Genomic DNA, 16,796 nt, shown 5'->3' on the forward strand with positions numbered 1-16,796 from the left:
GGTGTGCCGGACAGCACCAAAACCTTCCGATGGGTCTGTATTGTTTCCTCGTGCCCGAAGGTAGAAGACACGACCTGATCATCGACACCTCCGTCATCGTCACGGTCGTAGCTCTCGGAGTCGTTGCGGCCGGCCTGCTTCGATCTCCGGAGTCCGCCGTTGCCGAGAGCGATTCGGCTCTCGTGTCCGAGCCGGTCGAGTACCCGGTGGACATCCAGGGCTGTCCGGAGGTCGAGCCGCCTCCGTCCGACGAGGGGGAGCTGGTCATGTCGTCGTCGATCGTGGAAAGCACCCCGTCGTACGACGATCCCGCTTATCCATGGCTCACGTCGGGCAAAGCGGGTGCCATGTCCGACGCCGTTCTGACCGCGCTGCCGACCGATGTCGCCGTCGTGTTGGCCGCGCCATCCCAATCCGTGACCTTCCAGCCGGTCGACGACCTCGGCGGTGCAGCACCGGATGGCTTCGAGCCCAGCACCAGCGCACGGGGAGAGCTGGCTCGGGCCGACTCGTCCGCCTACGCGAGTATCGACGTCCGACCCTCCGAGACCGGCGTGCCGCCCTGTGTCGCGGGCGCTCTCGACGCTCGGGCCACCGAGCCCGACGGCACCGTTGTCGACACCAACGACAGCTGGTACGAGTGGGGTGGCAAGCGAACATACTTCCGCATTGCCACCGCCTATCACCCGGACGGGACACAGGTGACCGCCAATCTCACCGGCACGTCGGCCGAATTCCCGCTGCAGTCAGCCGAATTGGCCACCGTCGCGGCGCTACCGGATCTGCGACTGACGGTTCCTGCTCCGGCCGGAGCCTCTGCTCCACGACAGGATTGCTACGTCTCTTCGGGCGAGGTCATGTCGGGTGAGAGCGGCACCGTCGCCGACATTCGGGCCGAGTCCGTCGAGGCGGCGAACGCAGCGTTGACGACCACATGGGAGTCGCTGCCGGGTGCGCCGCCGCTGAGCCGACCGATCGGGTCCCTCGTCCCCGGTTCGTACGGTTCCGGGGTGTGCACCGATCTCGAGGTCGTCGGAACCGATATTGCACTGTCGATCTCCGTGTCCGGAGGAGCGTCACTTCCGGTGGCGTTGGACCCGTACGATCCCGAGTCCGCGTACGGACCCGTCGTCGAATTCCGAACGCTGCCCGACGGTTCGGTGGTCGAAAGCTCCGACGTCGACATCGTGAACAGCATGACGTCCGAGGACGGCACCACGCAGCTCACGCGCTCGGTGACCGTGACACGACCGACCGGAGTTCGCGTGTCGGTGCGATCGACGGTCGACCTCGACCCCACCCAGTACGCGCCGCTGGTGTTGCCGGAACCGTTGCCCTTCGAGGTTCTCGACGCCGTGGCACAGGCCCCGATTGCGCAGTGGCCATGACGGATCCGCAGAGAAGGTCCACCATCCGCGCCGGAGTCGCGGTGGCAGTCGCCGTCGTGTCCGTCATCGCTGCAGTCGTCGTGGTATCGATGCACGACGTTCCCGTCGAACAGCCGGCCGACATCCAGGCGATGACACCGACGTTCTCGCCGGAGACGATCACCACGCAGGTGCCGTCCGGGCCCGTCCTCGACCCGAGCTGGCAGCTCGACGCGGAGGCGGTGTACGGACGTGAATTTGCCGCATTCCGCTCTCCTGCAGCAGATCTCATGTTCGACTCCGGTGCCACCGGCGCGATCGATGCCGGCGATGTTCTCGTCACTGCCGTCGGCCTACCGAATCCGCGTTCGTACTCGGTGGACGCGATAGAGTTCGTGGCCGTCGATGCCGGCGACGGCGATGTCCGCTGGAAGAAATCACCCGGCAGTGTCGATCAGTGTGCGAGCGAGGCCGTCGGTGACGAGATCGTCTGTCTCGACTCCTATTCCGACAGCCCGTCGATCGTGAGGATCGGTGTGGACGACGGGGAGGCACGGAGAACGACGATCCCCGAAGCGTGGTTCCCGTATGCAATCGAGAGCGACGGAGGGTCCGTCTTCCTGCTCGAAGGCAACCCGGAGGACGGCGAATCGGTACTCCGCGGCGGTTCTGTGGATGCTCTCGATCAGATGTGGTCGCGTCCGATCACGTCCTCCGCGGGATGGGAAGACGTCGCGGGTCCGCTGATCCACGTCGACGACGGACGCGGAGTGGTGACCCTCGGCGGTGAGGCGACGTTCTTCGACCCGCGCACCGGCACGCCCGTCGATGGACTCGAATTGACCACCGGCGCAACGGTGGTCGACCTGAGCGGCACCGAAGTGTGGGCGCTGCAGGATCCGTACTCGTCCGAGACGATCGTCGGCAACACCGTCTATTCGTTCGAGGAGAATGCGCTCATGGCCACCACGAATTCGAACGACGTGCGATGGCGCTGGCCACTTCCTGAAGGGGTCGACGGCTTCACGGAGTCGGGTTCGATCGTCGAAGCCCAGTCGGGTGTGTTCTTCCTGGGTACCGAATCGATGGTGCGGCTCGAATCGGTACCCACCTGACTCCGTGAAACGCCGAGACGCCGAACGGCTACTCCCGGTGCGGAGTTCGCTTACCCGTGTTGGGGTCGATGTCGAACACGTCGTCGGTGTGGTCCGGCGCGTAGACCACCTGCGTGGACTCGAGAGACCGGCGGCGAGCGCCTTCGCGTACGGCAAGGAAGCCGCCGGTGAACAGCGCTATGACGGCAACACCCGCGACTATCGCCCAGCCCTCGAAGCCGCCTGCGATTGCGGCGATCAGACCGCCGATAGCGGCGATTCCGGCGAAGATCAGTACGACGGCCAGCATGTTCACGACAGCTCTGGACGTGCTCGATACGGAAGGCCTTTTCTCGACCATGGGGGTATTTCCTTTCGATCAGCTCGTTCGGCGCATACCCGAAAGCCGATCGTCTAAGCCCCGCAGTGCTCAGTGGCCGTCGTCACTGAGCCTTGCGCGCCCGGTACGCGGCGACGGCCGCGCGATTACCGCAGGTCGTGCTGCAGAACCGGCGAGAGCGGTTTCTGGAGAGGTCGAGAACCAGCCCGTTGCAGTCCGGATCGGCGCAGACGTCGAAGCGCGAGAGCTCGTCCGCGCGAATGACGTCGATCATCGCCATCGCGGTCTCGACGACGATGCGGGTCGCGAGCGGACTGTCGTCGGCCACAGCGTGAATATGCCAGTCGAGGTCTCCGTGACGAACCAGTCGCGGGAGGGCCGAGGACTCGGCCAGCAGTCGGTTGACCTCGACCACGGCGTCGTCGCGGCTGCTGGTGAGCAGAGTGCGCAGGGTCGGCCGTAGTGCCCGCACCGCCTCGAGCTCGGCGTCGTCGCCGTCGAAGCGACCCGAGTAACCCTGCTCCGTGAAGAACTCGGCGAGCTGCTCTCGTGAGGTCAACGTGTCCGGGTCTTCGGCGGAATTGACCAGTGCCACGGCGGACAGCAACGACAATTCCGCGTCATGAGCAAAAAGCATGTTGACACCTTACCAAGTCACTCCCTACTGTCACATGTCATGACGGCTTACACTCATGACGCGCAGCTGAATCGCGCGACTGCCCACGATGCTGCCGCGCGGTCGCGTCGACTCTCGGGACTCGGATTCGCGCTGCTCTCCGCGGCGTCGTTCGGGCTGTCCGGCTCGCTCGCCAAGGGATTGCTCGACGCCGGCTGGACGGCCGGGGCCGCGGTCACCGCGCGCATCCTGCTGGCGGCGGCCGTCCTGCTGATTCCGTCGATCCTCGCGTTGCGCGGTCGGTGGAGCCTGCTGGCGAAGAACTGGAAGCTGATCGCCGCGTACGGAGCGTTCGCGGTTGCGGGCTGCCAGCTCGCCTTCTTCAACGCCGTCGGCCGCATGGAAGTGGGGGTGGCGCTGCTCATCGAATTCACCTCGCCGGTGGCCGTCATCGGGTGGATGTGGTTCCGCCATCACCAACGCCCGGGCCGCCTGACCCTGGTGGGTGCGCTCCTGGCGGCGATGGGTCTGGTGCTCGTGCTCGACCTGATCTCGGGTGCCGACGTCGATACCGTCGGCGTGCTGTGGGCACTCGGCGCAATGGCCGGTGCGGCCGTCTACTGGGTGCTCTCTGCCGACGAGACCAACGGACTTCCCCCGATCGTGCTCGCAGGCGGAGGGTTGCTCGCGGGCGGGCTGATCCTGCTGGTTGCCGGGCTCGTCGGCATCGTCCCGTTCGCAGCCCCGCTCACCGACGTCACCTTCGTCGATGCGGTTGTGCCGTGGTGGGTTCCGATCATCGGGCTCGGAGTGGTGACGGCGGCGCTGGCTTACGTCCTCGGGATCGCCGCGGGCCGGCGCTTGGGCTCGCGGTTGGCGTCCTTCATGGGATTGATGGAAGTTGTTGCGGCACTGGTGTTCGCGTGGTTGCTGCTCGGGCAGGCTCCGGCACCGATCCAATTGGCCGGTGGCGCACTGGTTCTGCTCGGCGTGGTCGTCGTCAAGTCCGGCGAGCGGGCCACGGCGGACGCCCCGGTGGAGCCGCTGCAGAGCAGGGCCTGACCTGCCTGGTCAGCCGTCGACGCGGCCGAACACCACGGCCGCCAGGATTGTGTGGGCGCTGGCGATCACCGACTCCAGCGGCTCCGGCTCGGGGGAGAGCAGCCACTGCTGAGCGATGGTGAGGACCGCGCCCACCAGTCCCATCGCCAATGTTCGACGATTGGGCCCGGCGAGACCGCGGCTGGACCCGACGGTGTCGGCCACCTGGAGCACCGTCGCGGAGAACGAGGTGGTGGTCTTGCGGTACAGCGCGTCGACGGTAGGGGATACGCCGAGGATTTCCACGAAAGCAATGCGAGCCGATTTCGGCTGCTCGGCGACGAACGTGAAGAAGCCGGTGAGGGCTCCGCGGAGCACTTGTTCGCTGGAGTCTTTTTCTGCGGCGGCTCCGGCCAGGATGTTCTCGCGCATGGACTCGGTGGCCCGGGCATAGGTGGCCATCAGCAAGTCCTCGCTGTTGGTGAAGGACTCGTAGAAGTAGCGCTTGGTCAGCCCGGCCTCGTTGCACACCTTCTCCACCGTTGCGGTGCGGTAGCCGGTGGTGCCGAAGACCTCGACGGCTGCGTCGAGCAGGCGGATTCGACGTTCCTGTTGCCGCTGCTGCGGATCGGCACCTCGATAGGTGCGGCCGACTTCACTGTGATGCGTGGTCACACACAGATCTTGACACCGCTCGGTATCAGATGCAAAGTGTTCGCAGACAGGCATTCCGATCGAGGGGGAGTACATGGCGGCGTCGACGCTACGCAACAAGGTCGTTCTGATCACCGGAGCAGCACGTGGAATCGGTGCCGCAACGGCGCGCGACCTGGCAGGCAAAGGTGCACAGCTGATTCTCGTCGACGTCGACGAAGCCCCACTTGTTGAGCTCGCGACCCAGCTGAAGGCCGAGGCGTTCGTCGCCGACGTACGAAATCTGGACGACATGCAGCGCGCCGTCGACGGCGGAATCGAGGCGTTCGGCGGCATCGATCTGGTGCTCGCCAATGCCGGAATCGCCAGCTACGGATCGATCATGCAGGTCGATCCCGCCACGTTCCAACGGGTCATGGACATCAACGTGATGGGCGTGTTCAACACCGTCCGCGCGGCCTTGCCGTCGCTCATCGAACGCAACGGCTACATCCTCGTCGTGTCCTCTTTGGCGGCGTTCACCCCGTGCCCGGGACTGGCGGCGTACAACGCCAGTAAGGCTGCAGCAGAACACTTTGCGAACGCCCTCCGCCTCGAGGTCAACTACCGCGGCGTCGACGTCGGCTCCGCCCACATGGCGTGGATCGACACTCCGATGGTGCAGGACGCCAAATCCGATCTCACCGCTTTCCAGGATCTGCTCGCTGTGCTCCCCGGGCCGCTCGGCAAGACGATGACCGTCGAGCAGTGCGTCGACGCGTTCGTCGACGGCCTGGCCAAGCGCAAGCGTCGCGTCTACGTACCGCGGTGGGTGGGTGCAGCGTCGTGGTTCAAGGCCGTCATCACCTCACGGGTCGGTGATCGCAGCATGCTCGAGCACGTGCCGACGATCCTGCCCAAGATGGACGAAGAAGTAGCGCGCCTCGGTAGGTCCGAGAGCGCACGCAACAAGACCAGCTGACCCCCACCGAAGGAATCGTTGCTGATATGACTGCCGTATCGACCACCCCCGACGTCGATGTCCTCATCATCGGTGCCGGCCTGTCCGGGATCGGGGCCGCGCGCCACCTCGGGCACGACCTGCCCGGTAAGACCTACGCCATTCTGGAGAGCCGCGGGGCAATCGGCGGTACGTGGGATCTGTTCCGCTACCCCGGTATTCGCTCCGATTCCGACATGTACACCCTCGGCTACAGCTTCAAGCCCTGGATGGGTGAGAAATCCATCGCCGACGGCACCGACATTCGCAACTACATCGTCGAGACCGCGCGAGAAGCAGGCGTCGACAAGCATATTCGGTTCCATCACAAGGTCGTCGCGCTCGAATGGTCCAGCGAACAGCAGTTCTGGACGGTGACGGCGCACCGCAGCGACACGAACCAGACCGTCACGATCACGGCGTCGTTCGTGTTCTCCTGCAGCGGCTACTACAACTACGACAAGGGTTTCAGCCCTGAGTTTGCAGGCCAGGAGAACTTCGGTGGTCAGGTGATCCACCCGCAGCACTGGCCGGAGGATCTGGATTACTCCGGCAAGAAGATCGTCGTCATCGGCAGTGGTGCAACGGCAATCACGTTGGCCCCCAACCTGGCTCGCGACGCCGAGCATGTCACGCTGCTGCAGCGCTCGCCGAGCTACATCCTGTCGCTGCCGTCCAAGGATCCGATCGCGCAGACTCTACGGAAGCGGCTGCCGAAGAAGCTGGCGTACAGCGTGACTCGGCTCAAGAACGTGTCGATGGCGATGCTGATCTTCACGTTGAGCCAGAAGTACCCCGAGTTCATGAAGAAGCGGATCCGGAAGCTGCAGGAGGGGTGGCTGCCGAAGGGATACGACCTCGACACCCACTTCACCCCGTCGTACAACCCATGGGACCAGCGCCTGTGCCTGGTGCCCGACAACGACCTGTTCCGCTCTATCCGCAAGGACGAGGTCTCGATCGTCACCGATCACATCGACAGCTTCACCGAGACCGGCCTGAAGTTGAAGTCCGGCCAGCACCTCGACGCCGACATCGTCGTCACTGCAACGGGATTGAACTTGTCTGCACTCGGCGGCGCGGCCTTCCGCGTCGACGGTAAGGACGTGGATCTGCCCAGCACCATGGCGTACAAGGGCATGATGCTCACCGGCATCCCCAACTTCGCCTTCGTGGTCGGATACACCAACGCGTCGTGGACGCTCAAGGCCGACATGGTCTCGAACTACGTCATGCGACTTCTCGCTCACATGGACGAGAACGGCTACAGCACCGTCGAGCTCGAACGGGATCCGTCCGTGGACGAGGAACCGTTCCTCGATTTCGCCGCCGGCTACGTACTGCGGGCCGTGGACAACTTCCCGAGGCAGGGCAGCGAAACTCCGTGGAAGCTGCGGATGAACTACTTCCGGGACCTGCCGGTGCTGCGCTACGGCAAGGTCGTGGACAAGGCCATGAAGTTCGGCCGTCCCCGGTCGAAGGTCTCCGTCGGATCCTGACGGGAATAGATCGAGTCGGGAATCGTTTGTTCCGGACATGAAAATTGGCATCATCGGAAGTGGATTCATCGGCGGGACGCTCGTGCGTCGTTTGACGGCGCTCGATCACGAGGTTCGGTTTTCCAACTCGCGTGATCCGGAGACTCTCGCGGACCTGGCGGCAGAAACCGGAGCGACCGCGGTGTGGGCCGCGGATGCCGCGGAGGATGCCGACCTCGTGATTCTGAGTATCCCGCAGAAGAACGTTCCGGATCTCGCTCCAGGAATCACCAGTGCTCGCAAGGCCGGGGCGCCGATCATCGAGACGAACAACTACTACCCGCAGCAGCGCGACGGGCTGATCGAGGAGATCGAAGGTGGAACACCCGAAAGCGTCTGGGTGGCCCAACAACTCGGTGAGCCGGTGATCAAGGCGTTCAACGGAATCTACTGGAAGCACCTGCTGAAGAAGGGTGTGCTGGCCGGGACCGACGGTCGCATCGCGCTTCCGATCGCAGGCAACGACGCAGATTCGATGAAGTTCGTGTTCTCGGTGATCGACGAACTGGGCTTCGACCCGGTCGACGCCGGCCCCCTCGAAGAGTCCTGGCGACAGCAGCCGGGAACACCCTCGTACGGCAAGGATTTCGGAGTCGACGCCCTCGTCGAGGCGCTGGGGCAGGCAACCGAAGAACGCAGCGCGGAGTGGAAGGCCTGACCTGGGGTCGAGCTACCTGACGCGGCCTTCGCGGAGTGTGCGCTCCGCGAGGTCGCGAAGCGGTCCGGTCAGATTCGAATCCCCGACTCGGCACGAGTGCCCGCCCACCGACACGCTCCAGACGAAGGTGTCGCGGGCGTCGGACTCGGCCGCGTCGGTGGCCTGCTGATCGGCGATGTACGGCTGCGCGGCCTCGACCAACGACTGCCATTCCGGCTCGTCGGTCTCGACCACTCCACGCTTGGACATCCCGGCGATGCCGCCGGTTCGCAGTACCTCTATGCGCAGGCTCATCTGCCCTCGATCACACCCGATCGTCGCTCGGTCTCCGTGTTGTCCTCACTCCCACGGTAGACCAGCCCGTGGCCACGGCCTCGGAAACGTCGGAGCCGGCTCCGAATCGCGTGTTCGCCGCCGCGATCGTTGCGGCGGAGAAGCCGGCGAAATCGACTGTCGGGGACAGTCCGCCGACAGTCATGGTGTCGAACCAGACCTGCCCGACGCGATCCCAGGCCGGACCACCGAGCGTGGTGGCGGCAACGGCGAACGCGCGGTTGGGGATACCCGAATTGATGTGCACCCCGCCGTCGTCCTCGGTGGTGACGACGAAATCGTCCATGCTGGCGGGCTGCGGATCCTTGCCGAGTACGTCGTCGTCGTAGGCGGTGCCGGGCTCGAGGAGCGAGCGCAACGCCTTGCCCTGCACTGCGGGCAGGAACAGGCCTTCGCCAATGAGCCACGACGCGTCCTCGGCGTTCTGCTTCGCGGTGTACTGCTCGACGAGTGCGCCGAAAACGTCGGAGATCGACTCGTTCAGTGCGCCGGCCTGATCCTTGTATTCGAGCGGAGTGGTGTACTGCGTGAACCCGTGGGCAAGTTCGTGCGCGATGACGCCGAGTGAGACGGTGAAGCGAGCGAACACCTCGCCGTCACCGTCGCCGAACACCATGCGCGAGCCGTCCCAGAACGCGTTGTCGTAGTCCTGCCCGTAGTGCACCGTCGCGTCGAGGGGCAGGCCGCTGCCGTCGAGACTCGAGTAGCCGTAGACGTCGTCGAAGAACGCATAGGTGGCACCGAGGCCGTCGTACGCCTCGTCGGTGGCGGCATCGCCGGTGGGATCCTCGCCCTCGGCGCGTACCTGCTGGCCGGGTAGATCGCGAGTGGACTTCGCGTCGGAGATGGTGCGTTCGAGGGTGCCGCCGGTGCGCGGAGCGATGGCGGTGCGTTCCTGGACGACCTCGCGTCCGGCGCGCATCTCACGATCGGCGAGCAGCGTGGCGCGAGCACCAGGACTCCGCAACCGCTCGAGCAGAAACGGTGGAACTACAGGATGAGCGTGGAGCCTGCGGAATGATCCGGAATGGGCAAGTGACGTCATACGCGGTGACCCCCTAGGTCCGTGGCATGTGCGGTGGTGCGTGGTTCCCAGTGTGCCCGAGGGGACCGACAATTCTCGTTCCGCGGCGCAGGGTTCACTCGCGCAGCGTCGACAGATCTACGCTGTCCACCTCGCTCGGGGGACGCAGTGCGGTGACGGTCGCCCAGTTCCGGGCCAGCAGGGAGGCGTCGGAATCGTCGTCCTCGGCCTGGATCTCGTCGAACCGGACGGTGACGAAATCCTCTCCGCGATCTCCTATTTCGGCCTGCACCGCGCCGTAGCGAGCCAGCGAAGCCGGAACGATCCCGGCGAAGTCCGCGAGGGGAACGTCGGGAATGTTGACGTTGACCACGGCATCGACGGTCAGGTGGGCAATCATCCATGTCACGGCCAGGTGTGCGACGTGTTCGGCGGTCTCCCAGTGCGACGGCCGACTGGCGATCGACGACAGCGCCATGGCGGGCACTCCGTGCGTCAGGGCCGTCAACGCCGCTCCTACCGTTCCCGAATGCAGAACGGCGGCACCGGTATTGGGGCCGTGATTGATACCCGAGAGCACGAGGTCCGGTGCGTCGCCGAAGGCCCCTCTGGTGGCGACGAATGCGATGAGGGCGGGCGAGGCCTGCACCGCATGAGCCGTCACGTCGGGGAGTCCCTCGATCTCGGTCGGCTCGATACCGAGGTGGTCGTCGACGCCCATCCCCGTCAACGACGCGCTGGCACCACTGCGCTCCTCGTGGGGCGCGGCCACCACGACGTCGAGGCCGGCATCGAGGGCCACCCGTGCCAGCAAGGCGATGCCTGCGCTGTGCACGCCGTCGTCGTTGGTGATCAGGGCCCTCATTTCTTGCCTGCCTTCTCGAACGGACGTACTTCGACCGAATCGGTGAGTCCGAGAACCAGGTCTTTTCGGCCGCTACCGAGGCCGCGGCGGGTCACGTTGGCGGTGCCCGCGCCTCCACCCAGGCGTAGCGATTCCTGCATGGACATTCCCTGGGCCAGGCCGGCGGCGATCCCGGCGCTCATCGAATCGCCTGCGCCGTGGTGGTCGACCATCTGCAGAGCCGGGGTGACGATTTCGAGCACGTCTCCGTCCACCAGTGCCAGCGCGGGATCTCCCGCACGTGAAATGACGACCACCTCGGCACCGTCGTCGTGCATCTTTCGCATCGAATCGATCAGGTGCTTCGGATCTTCGGACTCGGCTCCGCCGTCGGCGATGAGATCCTCGTGACTGACCTTGAGCACGGTGATGCCGCCGGCGAGAGCAGCCTGCATGGTCGGGCCCGACAGGTCGGCGACCACCGGGACGTCCAGCGCGCGAAGGTCTGCGCACAGCCGCTCGTAGACCTCCGGCGGCACGATGTCGTCGGCATGCGGACCGCCGAGGATGGCGACGTCGCTGCGGGCACCGGTAGCGAGTGCCGCGCCGAAGAGATCGTCGAGCGCGTGCCTGGCCAGTGGCGGCGGATCCACCGTGGCCAGTACCTCACGCTCCCCGCTGCGGCGGTCGTGCACGTAGGAGCCGCTTTCCTGGCCGATGTCGACGGAGACGACGGAGATGCCCTCACTCTCGACGATGCCGCGCAACACGGCACCGATCTCGCCGCCGAACACACCGGCAAGCGTGACGTCGAGACCGAGCACCGATGCCATCCGCGCGATCCAGTGACCCTGACCGCCTGCGTGCACATGCAGTTCGGTACTGCCGTTCGGAGCGGCGTCGAGGGTCACCGTCAGAAGCGGAGACGGTGCGAAAACGAGGGCGCTGGGTGTACGAGAGGAGGAAGGCACCGAATGCGAATCCCCGATTTGTCAGGTCCGAAACGGGTCGAGACGAACGGGCCGGTCGACAATGTCGTCCTCAGAAACGACGTCGCAGGCGCATTCCGACCGGGCGTCCGTCGGGGTCGACGAACAACCGGTAGGCGAGTGCTGCGAGTCGCTGTTGCCAGACGGGCGGCACCGAGATCTCGTGTAGGCGAAGCCGTCCGACGGGGCGTGGTCCGGAGGACGGGTTTCGGTGCCAGTTGTCGAGTGCGGTCACGCTGGCGGAGATCACGTCGAAGAACTGTTGCGGATCCACCAGGTCTGCGTCGTCGCCGTCGGCCCGGCCGAGGTGTTCGCGAATGAGCTCCAAGCGCAGGTTGCGGGCATGGGTGCGGGCACCGTCGCCCAATCCCGCGGGGTCGAGAGGTTCCCGCGTGTCGTGGGCTTCGTCGATGATTGCTGCGGTCAATTCCGAATCATGGGTCCAGGAGCGGCGATTGAAGTTGTCCGATCCCACTGCGGTCCACACGTCGTCGATGATGCAGACCTTGGCATGCACGTATACCGGTACGCCACGGTCGTTTTCGATGTCGAGTACCAGTACGCGATCGCCGCCCGCAGCCCGGATGACCTGGAGCGCCGCCGAGTGTCCCAGCAGCGCGGACGGAATGGTGAGTGGGCTGTCGTCGTCCAGGTGCTTGGGAACCACGACCACCAGCTTCAGGTTCGGCTTGCGCTTCAGTGCCGAAGCGAACACCCGAGCGACGTCGACCGACCACAGGTACTGATCCTCGATGTAGATCAACTCGGTGGCGCGGTTCAGGGCCTTGGCGTAGGCGCGGGCAGCGCTGCGCTCGCCCTTCGTGGCGAACGGGTAGGCGGGGCGTCGGCGGGGATAGGTGCGCAGCAACTGCACCGAGCACGTGCCCTGCGGCTCCGGGGCTTCAGCTGCAGGAGGGAGTTCCGACGGTTCGCGTGTCACTCCCCGTAGGAAGTCGGGGATGGCGTGCCACGGAAGGCGCGAGAGCGCAGCGGGATCTTCCCAGCGTTCGCGGAAGACGTCCTCCACGTCTCGCACCGCCGGGCCTTCGATCTGCACCTGCACGTCGTGCCAGGCTGGAATCTCGCCGTACTCGGGCGGGAAAGGACGTGAGACCGGATCGCCGAAGTGATCGACGTCGTCGCGTCGAGCACGGGCCAGGTCGATGCCACCGACGAACGCGACGTCGGGCAGATCTTTCCTGCCGTACCGCACGACGACGAACTTCTGGTGGTGGCTTCCGGTGACCAGCACGCGCTGGTCGAGAATGACCTCGCCGCCCGCCTCCTCGAGCCGCAGCGCGAGCTTGCGATTCTTCGGGCCGGTGAAACCGAGGGTCTCCATGTGGGAGCGCCACACCATGCCCTTGACGACTCCGCCGCGGTGCGCGACGGAGGTAAGGGCATCTTCGACGGTCACTCCGTCGTCGGTGAGCAGCTGCTCCGGGTCCCCGCGCCAGTCGGTGAAGAGCACCAGATCGTCACGCTCGGTCTGCTCCAGGGCTCGTGCGAGTGCAGCGAAGTAGGTTTTGCCGTGCACCAGATTCTCGACGCGGTTGCCCTCGGTCCACGCCGAGATTCGGGTGTCGTCGTTTCCCCGCTCGGGTGCGGTGAGGAACCACGGGTGCGCCGGGTCGAACTGGTGCTCGGGAGCAGTCAGAGCGGAGGTGGACCGGCCGACTTTCTCGGCAATTCCGTCGACGACGCGCCGGATGCGCTGCACTATCACGCACGCATCATTTCACCCGGTTTGAAGGCGCGAGTGGGCGGGCACCCCGGCGATATGACTCAGGTACCCAACGTCACGCTCAGAAACGGCAAGCAGATTCCCCAGCTCGGTTTCGGCGTCTTCCAGATCGACGCTGACGAGACCGCGAAGGCGGTCGAGACGGCGCTCGAGATCGGCTACCGACACATCGACACCGCGGAGATGTACGGCAACGAGAAGCAGGTCGGTGAGGGCATTCGCAACTCCGGCATCGACCGCGAATCGGTGTTCGTCACCAGCAAGCTCAACAACGGTTTCCACCGGCCCGACGACGCGCGCTCGGCGTTCGACAAGACGCTCAGCGACCTCGGGACCGACTACGTCGATCTCTTCCTCATCCACTGGCCGCTGCCCACCCGCTACGACGGCGACTTCGTGTCCACGTGGAAGACGTTGGAGGAGTTCGCCGCCGACGGCCGCGCCCGCAACATCGGTGTCTCCAACTTTCAGCCCGCGCACCTCGATCGCCTCGCGGAGGAGACCGATACGGTCCCTGCGGTGAACCAGATCGAGGTACACCCGTACTTCGTCAACCACGACGTATGGGCCTACGGCCGCGAACACGCCATTCCCACCGAGGCGTGGTCGCCGATCGCTCAGGGTAACGTTCTCGACGATCCCGAACTGCAGCGAATCGCCGACGCAGCAGGCAAATCCGTTGCGCAGGTGGTGCTTCGCTGGCACATTCAGCGTGGCAACATCATCTTCCCGAAGTCGGTGACGCCGGAGCGTGTCAAGGCGAACTTCGAGATCTTCGACTTCGAGCTCAGCTCGGCCGATGTCGACGCCATCACGGCACTGGACAAGGGTGAGCAGGGCCGTAACGGCCCGAACCCGGACACCTTCGACATGATCCCCGACTAGCGCGAAACCCTGTGGGCTCGAACGTGTTCGTCGCGTTCGAGCCCACAGTCGTGTCACGTGATCGTGAGCTCGGATCCTGTTGCCGCGGTGACCTGCTCGGTGGTCACGCCGGGTGCGAGTTCGGCCAGTGCGAGGGTGCCGTCGCCGACGACGTCGATGACGGCGAGGTTGGTGATGATGCGATTCACGACGCCTTGGCCGGTGAGCGGGAGCGTGCAGGCGTCGAGAATCTTGGGATTGCCGTCGCGGTCGGTGTGTTCCATGACGACGATGACGCGTCGGGCCCCGTGGACGAGGTCCATCGCGCCGCCCATGCCCTTGACCATCTTGCCGGGCACCATCCAGTTGGCGAGGTCGCCGGTGCGGGAGACCTGCATGCCGCCGAGCACCGCGGTGTCGATGTGTCCGCCTCGGATCATGCCGAAGCTCAGCGACGAGTCGAAGTATGCGGCACCGGGATTGACGGTGACGGTCTCTTTTCCTGCGTTGATGAGGTTGGCGTCGACCTCGTCCTCGGTGGGGTAGGGCCCCGTGCCGAGGATGCCGTTCTCCGAGTGCAGAGTGACCTCGACGGCGTCGGTCAGATACCCCGGAATCAACGTGGGCAGTCCGATGCCCAGGTTGACGTACTCGCCGTCGATCATCTCCGCTGCGGCGCGTTCGGCCATCTGGTCGCGCGTCCACCCTGCACTCATGCTCGAACTCCTGAACTGACGGTGCGCTTTTCGATGCGCTTGTCCTGTGGCCCGGTATGCACGACACGTTGGACGAACACTCCGGGAAGATGTACGTGGGCTGGGTCCAGCTCGCCCGGTTCGACGAGGTTTTCGACCTGCGCGATGGTGATCTTGCCTGCCATTGCGGCGAGGGGGTTGAAGTTCATCGCGGTCTTGTCGAAGACGAGATTGCCTGCTGTGTCGCCAGTTTCGGCGTGCACCAGTGCGAAGTCGGCGTTGATCGACTCTTCGAGAACGTAGCGCTTGTCGCCGAACACCCGGGTCTCCTTGGGCGGTGACGCGATCGATACGGAGCCGTCGGGGTCGTAGCGCCACGGCATTCCACCGTCGGCGATGGGGCTGCCGACCCCGGCGGGTGTGAAGAATGCGGGTACGCCGTTGCCGCCGGCGCGCAGTCGTTCGGCGAGTGTGCCCTGCGGGGTCAGCTCGACTTCGAGCTCGCCGGCGAGATACTGCCGGGCGAACTCCTTGTTCTCTCCGACGTACGAGGCGGTGACTCGGCGAATGCGTCCGGCGGCCAACAGAATTCCGAGGCCGTAGCCGTCGACGCCGCAGTTGTTGGAGAACACTTCGAGCTGGTCGGCGTCGGTGTTGGCGATAGCGTCGATGAGGGCGTCGGGTATGCCGCACAGCCCGAATCCGCCGACCGCGATGGTCGCTCCTCGGCCGATGTCCGCGACCGCCTCGGCGGCGGACGCGTAGGTCTTTCCAGTCACTTGCAGCTCCTGATGTGTTCGGTGAGCAAACGTTGCACTCAGTGAACCTGAGCTGTGCATTTCGGTGAAGCAAATACTGTCTATTGCTCGTTCGATGAACGGATGGGGATTTGGCGTCCAGTGAGTGGACGTAGAATGGCCGGGTGACGTCACCGGATGCCAACGCAAGTGTGATCGGCAAGATCTGCTCGTTGCTGCGCGCAGCGGGAAGCGAGGAGCCGTCGGGGGCCTCGACCACTGCGCTCGCGAAGGCGGCCGGTATTGCTCGACCCACCGCACATCGCTTACTGTCCACGCTTGCGGAACAGGGATTCGTGGATCGTGACGCCGGTACAGGACGCTGGTCGCTGGGCCCGGAGATATATCTGCTGGGATCGATGGCGGCACTGCGGTACGACATCACCGACCAAGCACGAAAGATAGTGCAGGCGTTGGCTACCGAGAGCGGCGAGAGTGCGTTTCTGTCGGCCCGGCGTGGGGCGGAGACGGTGTGCTTGCTTCGAGTGGAGGGAAGTTTTCCGTTGCGCTCGCACGTTCTGTACGAGGGAATTCGGCTGCCGCTCGGAGTGGCGTCCGCTGGGTTGGCCATTCTTGCGCACCTACCGGATCGGGAGGTCGACGAGTATCTGGGTGGCGTAGATTTGGTGCCGGAGTGGGGAGAGAGTCACGCCGCCGTGGAGATTCGCAGGCGGATAGCGCATACCCGCACCACAGGATTCGCCGTCAATCCGGCGCTGCTCGTGGAGGGCAGTTGGGGACTCGGTGCCGCCGTGTTCGATCGCGCCGACAAGCCGGCGTGGGCCCTGAGCCTGACCGGAGTCGAGACGCGATTCCGCGAGGATCGACGCCGGGAGCTGGGCAAGATGCTGCTCGACGCGGCACATCGACTCACCGTGCAACTGGGGGAGCGGCCCGCTTAGCTGTCGATCTCCACCAGGATGTCCGCGGCGTCCTGACTGCCTGCGGTGGCCAACCTCTGCAGCTCCACTCGATCGCCGCGTTCGCCGGCCAGTTCGACCAGGATGTCGATGGCGTCGGTACTGCCTGCGTCGGCGAGAGAGCGCAGTTCGTCGAGGTCGTTTCGAGAGCCTGCGAGTTCGACCAACTGGTCGAGTGCATCCTGATTGCCTTCGTTTGCCTGGGCGCGCAACGCAGCCAGCTCGGCCGCTGTGGAATCGGGCTCGGTCATGAAGTGGAGTGTAGAACGATTCACTCCGATAGTGGCAGGTCAGCTACG

19 protein-coding genes are annotated in these 16,796 nt (G+C 65.2%); 8 read left to right on the forward strand and 11 right to left on the reverse strand.

What is annotated here, in order from left to right; genetic code table 11:
• Positions 1–50: 50 nt before the first annotated feature.
• Both AABD04_RS02975 and AABD04_RS02980 read left to right on the forward strand, forming a co-directional pair.
• On the forward strand, positions 51–1,388 hold the full coding sequence (locus AABD04_RS02975; RefSeq protein ID WP_341440185.1) for a hypothetical protein: 1,338 nt from the start codon (positions 51–53) through the stop codon (positions 1,386–1,388).
• Complete coding sequence (locus AABD04_RS02980; protein WP_341440186.1) at positions 1,385–2,482, forward strand: PQQ-binding-like beta-propeller repeat protein; 1,098 nt, start codon at positions 1,385–1,387, stop codon at positions 2,480–2,482. Before AABD04_RS02975 ends, AABD04_RS02980 begins: the two co-directional genes overlap by 4 nt.
• Positions 2,483–2,510: 28 nt before the next feature.
• Here the strand turns inward: AABD04_RS02980 and AABD04_RS02985 are convergent, their stop codons facing one another.
• Together AABD04_RS02985 and AABD04_RS02990 are read right to left on the reverse strand one after the other, a co-directional pair.
• The gene (locus tag AABD04_RS02985; RefSeq protein ID WP_341440187.1) at positions 2,511–2,822 is read right to left on the reverse strand and encodes a hypothetical protein; all 312 of its coding nucleotides are present in this window, start codon (positions 2,820–2,822) and stop codon (positions 2,511–2,513) included.
• 82 nt (positions 2,823–2,904) lie between these two features.
• Positions 2,905–3,438, reverse strand: coding sequence for a CGNR zinc finger domain-containing protein (locus tag AABD04_RS02990; protein WP_243596978.1), 534 nt, complete (start codon positions 3,436–3,438; stop codon positions 2,905–2,907).
• Positions 3,439–3,477: 39 nt separating this feature from the next.
• On the opposite strand from AABD04_RS02990, the gene AABD04_RS02995 reads away from it, so the two are divergent.
• Complete coding sequence (locus tag AABD04_RS02995) at positions 3,478–4,479, forward strand: EamA family transporter (RefSeq protein ID WP_341440188.1); 1,002 nt, start codon at positions 3,478–3,480, stop codon at positions 4,477–4,479.
• Between the two features lie 9 nt (positions 4,480–4,488).
• Here the strand turns inward: AABD04_RS02995 and AABD04_RS03000 are convergent, their stop codons facing one another.
• On the reverse strand, positions 4,489–5,133 hold the full coding sequence (locus AABD04_RS03000; RefSeq protein WP_341440189.1) for a TetR/AcrR family transcriptional regulator: 645 nt from the start codon (positions 5,131–5,133) through the stop codon (positions 4,489–4,491).
• Between the two features lie 73 nt (positions 5,134–5,206).
• On the opposite strand from AABD04_RS03000, the gene AABD04_RS03005 reads away from it, so the two are divergent.
• From AABD04_RS03005 to AABD04_RS03015, 3 genes are read left to right on the forward strand one after another with little or no spacing between them, the layout of a single operon-like run.
• The gene (locus AABD04_RS03005) at positions 5,207–6,073 is read left to right on the forward strand and encodes an SDR family oxidoreductase (RefSeq protein ID WP_243596975.1); all 867 of its coding nucleotides are present in this window, start codon (positions 5,207–5,209) and stop codon (positions 6,071–6,073) included.
• A gap of 26 nt (positions 6,074–6,099) precedes the next feature.
• Positions 6,100–7,590, forward strand: coding sequence for a flavin-containing monooxygenase (locus AABD04_RS03010; protein ID WP_341440190.1), 1,491 nt, complete (start codon positions 6,100–6,102; stop codon positions 7,588–7,590).
• 37 nt (positions 7,591–7,627) lie between these two features.
• Positions 7,628–8,287, forward strand: coding sequence for an NADPH-dependent F420 reductase (locus AABD04_RS03015; RefSeq protein ID WP_341440191.1), 660 nt, complete (start codon positions 7,628–7,630; stop codon positions 8,285–8,287).
• A gap of 12 nt (positions 8,288–8,299) precedes the next feature.
• Here the strand turns inward: AABD04_RS03015 and AABD04_RS03020 are convergent, their stop codons facing one another.
• The 5 genes from AABD04_RS03020 to AABD04_RS03040 form a co-directional block, all read right to left on the reverse strand.
• Positions 8,300–8,581, reverse strand: coding sequence for a protealysin inhibitor emfourin (locus AABD04_RS03020; protein WP_341440192.1), 282 nt, complete (start codon positions 8,579–8,581; stop codon positions 8,300–8,302).
• Between the two features lie 10 nt (positions 8,582–8,591).
• Positions 8,592–9,587 (reverse strand): M4 family metallopeptidase, encoded by a 996-nt coding sequence (locus AABD04_RS03025; RefSeq protein WP_341440193.1) that lies wholly within the window; start codon positions 9,585–9,587, stop codon positions 8,592–8,594.
• 172 nt (positions 9,588–9,759) lie between these two features.
• Positions 9,760–10,509: a 5'/3'-nucleotidase SurE gene (gene surE / locus AABD04_RS03030; protein WP_341440194.1), complete on the reverse strand. Its 750-nt coding sequence runs from the start codon at positions 10,507–10,509 to the stop codon at positions 9,760–9,762.
• Positions 10,506–11,399: a 1-phosphofructokinase family hexose kinase gene (locus tag AABD04_RS03035; RefSeq protein ID WP_341440195.1), complete on the reverse strand. Its 894-nt coding sequence runs from the start codon at positions 11,397–11,399 to the stop codon at positions 10,506–10,508. The genes surE and AABD04_RS03035 overlap by 4 nt, the downstream gene beginning before the upstream one ends.
• A 130-nt stretch (positions 11,400–11,529) precedes the next feature.
• On the reverse strand, positions 11,530–13,203 hold the full coding sequence (locus AABD04_RS03040) for a phospholipase D family protein (RefSeq protein WP_341440196.1): 1,674 nt from the start codon (positions 13,201–13,203) through the stop codon (positions 11,530–11,532).
• A 54-nt stretch (positions 13,204–13,257) separates the two neighbouring features.
• Between AABD04_RS03040 and AABD04_RS03045 the strand changes: the two genes are divergently transcribed.
• Positions 13,258–14,106, forward strand: a complete 849-nt coding sequence (locus AABD04_RS03045) for an aldo/keto reductase (protein WP_243596967.1) — start codon at positions 13,258–13,260, stop codon at positions 14,104–14,106.
• A 53-nt stretch (positions 14,107–14,159) separates the two neighbouring features.
• On the opposite strand, the gene AABD04_RS03050 is transcribed toward AABD04_RS03045, so the two are convergent.
• Together AABD04_RS03050 and AABD04_RS03055 are read right to left on the reverse strand one after the other, a co-directional pair.
• Complete coding sequence (locus AABD04_RS03050) at positions 14,160–14,801, reverse strand: 3-oxoacid CoA-transferase subunit B (protein WP_341440197.1); 642 nt, start codon at positions 14,799–14,801, stop codon at positions 14,160–14,162.
• On the reverse strand, positions 14,798–15,559 hold the full coding sequence (locus tag AABD04_RS03055; RefSeq protein ID WP_341440198.1) for a CoA transferase subunit A: 762 nt from the start codon (positions 15,557–15,559) through the stop codon (positions 14,798–14,800). The genes AABD04_RS03050 and AABD04_RS03055 overlap by 4 nt, the downstream gene beginning before the upstream one ends.
• Positions 15,560–15,702: 143 nt before the next feature.
• On the opposite strand from AABD04_RS03055, the gene AABD04_RS03060 reads away from it, so the two are divergent.
• Complete coding sequence (locus AABD04_RS03060; protein WP_341440199.1) at positions 15,703–16,479, forward strand: IclR family transcriptional regulator; 777 nt, start codon at positions 15,703–15,705, stop codon at positions 16,477–16,479.
• Here the strand turns inward: AABD04_RS03060 and AABD04_RS03065 are convergent.
• Positions 16,476–16,748: a hypothetical protein gene (locus AABD04_RS03065; protein ID WP_341440200.1), complete on the reverse strand. Its 273-nt coding sequence runs from the start codon at positions 16,746–16,748 to the stop codon at positions 16,476–16,478. The genes AABD04_RS03060 and AABD04_RS03065 overlap by 4 nt on opposite strands.
• Positions 16,749–16,796 lie beyond the last annotated feature (48 nt).

Source organism: Rhodococcoides navarretei, assembly GCF_038069675.1.
GTDB lineage: Bacteria > Actinomycetota > Actinomycetes > Mycobacteriales > Mycobacteriaceae > Rhodococcoides > Rhodococcoides navarretei.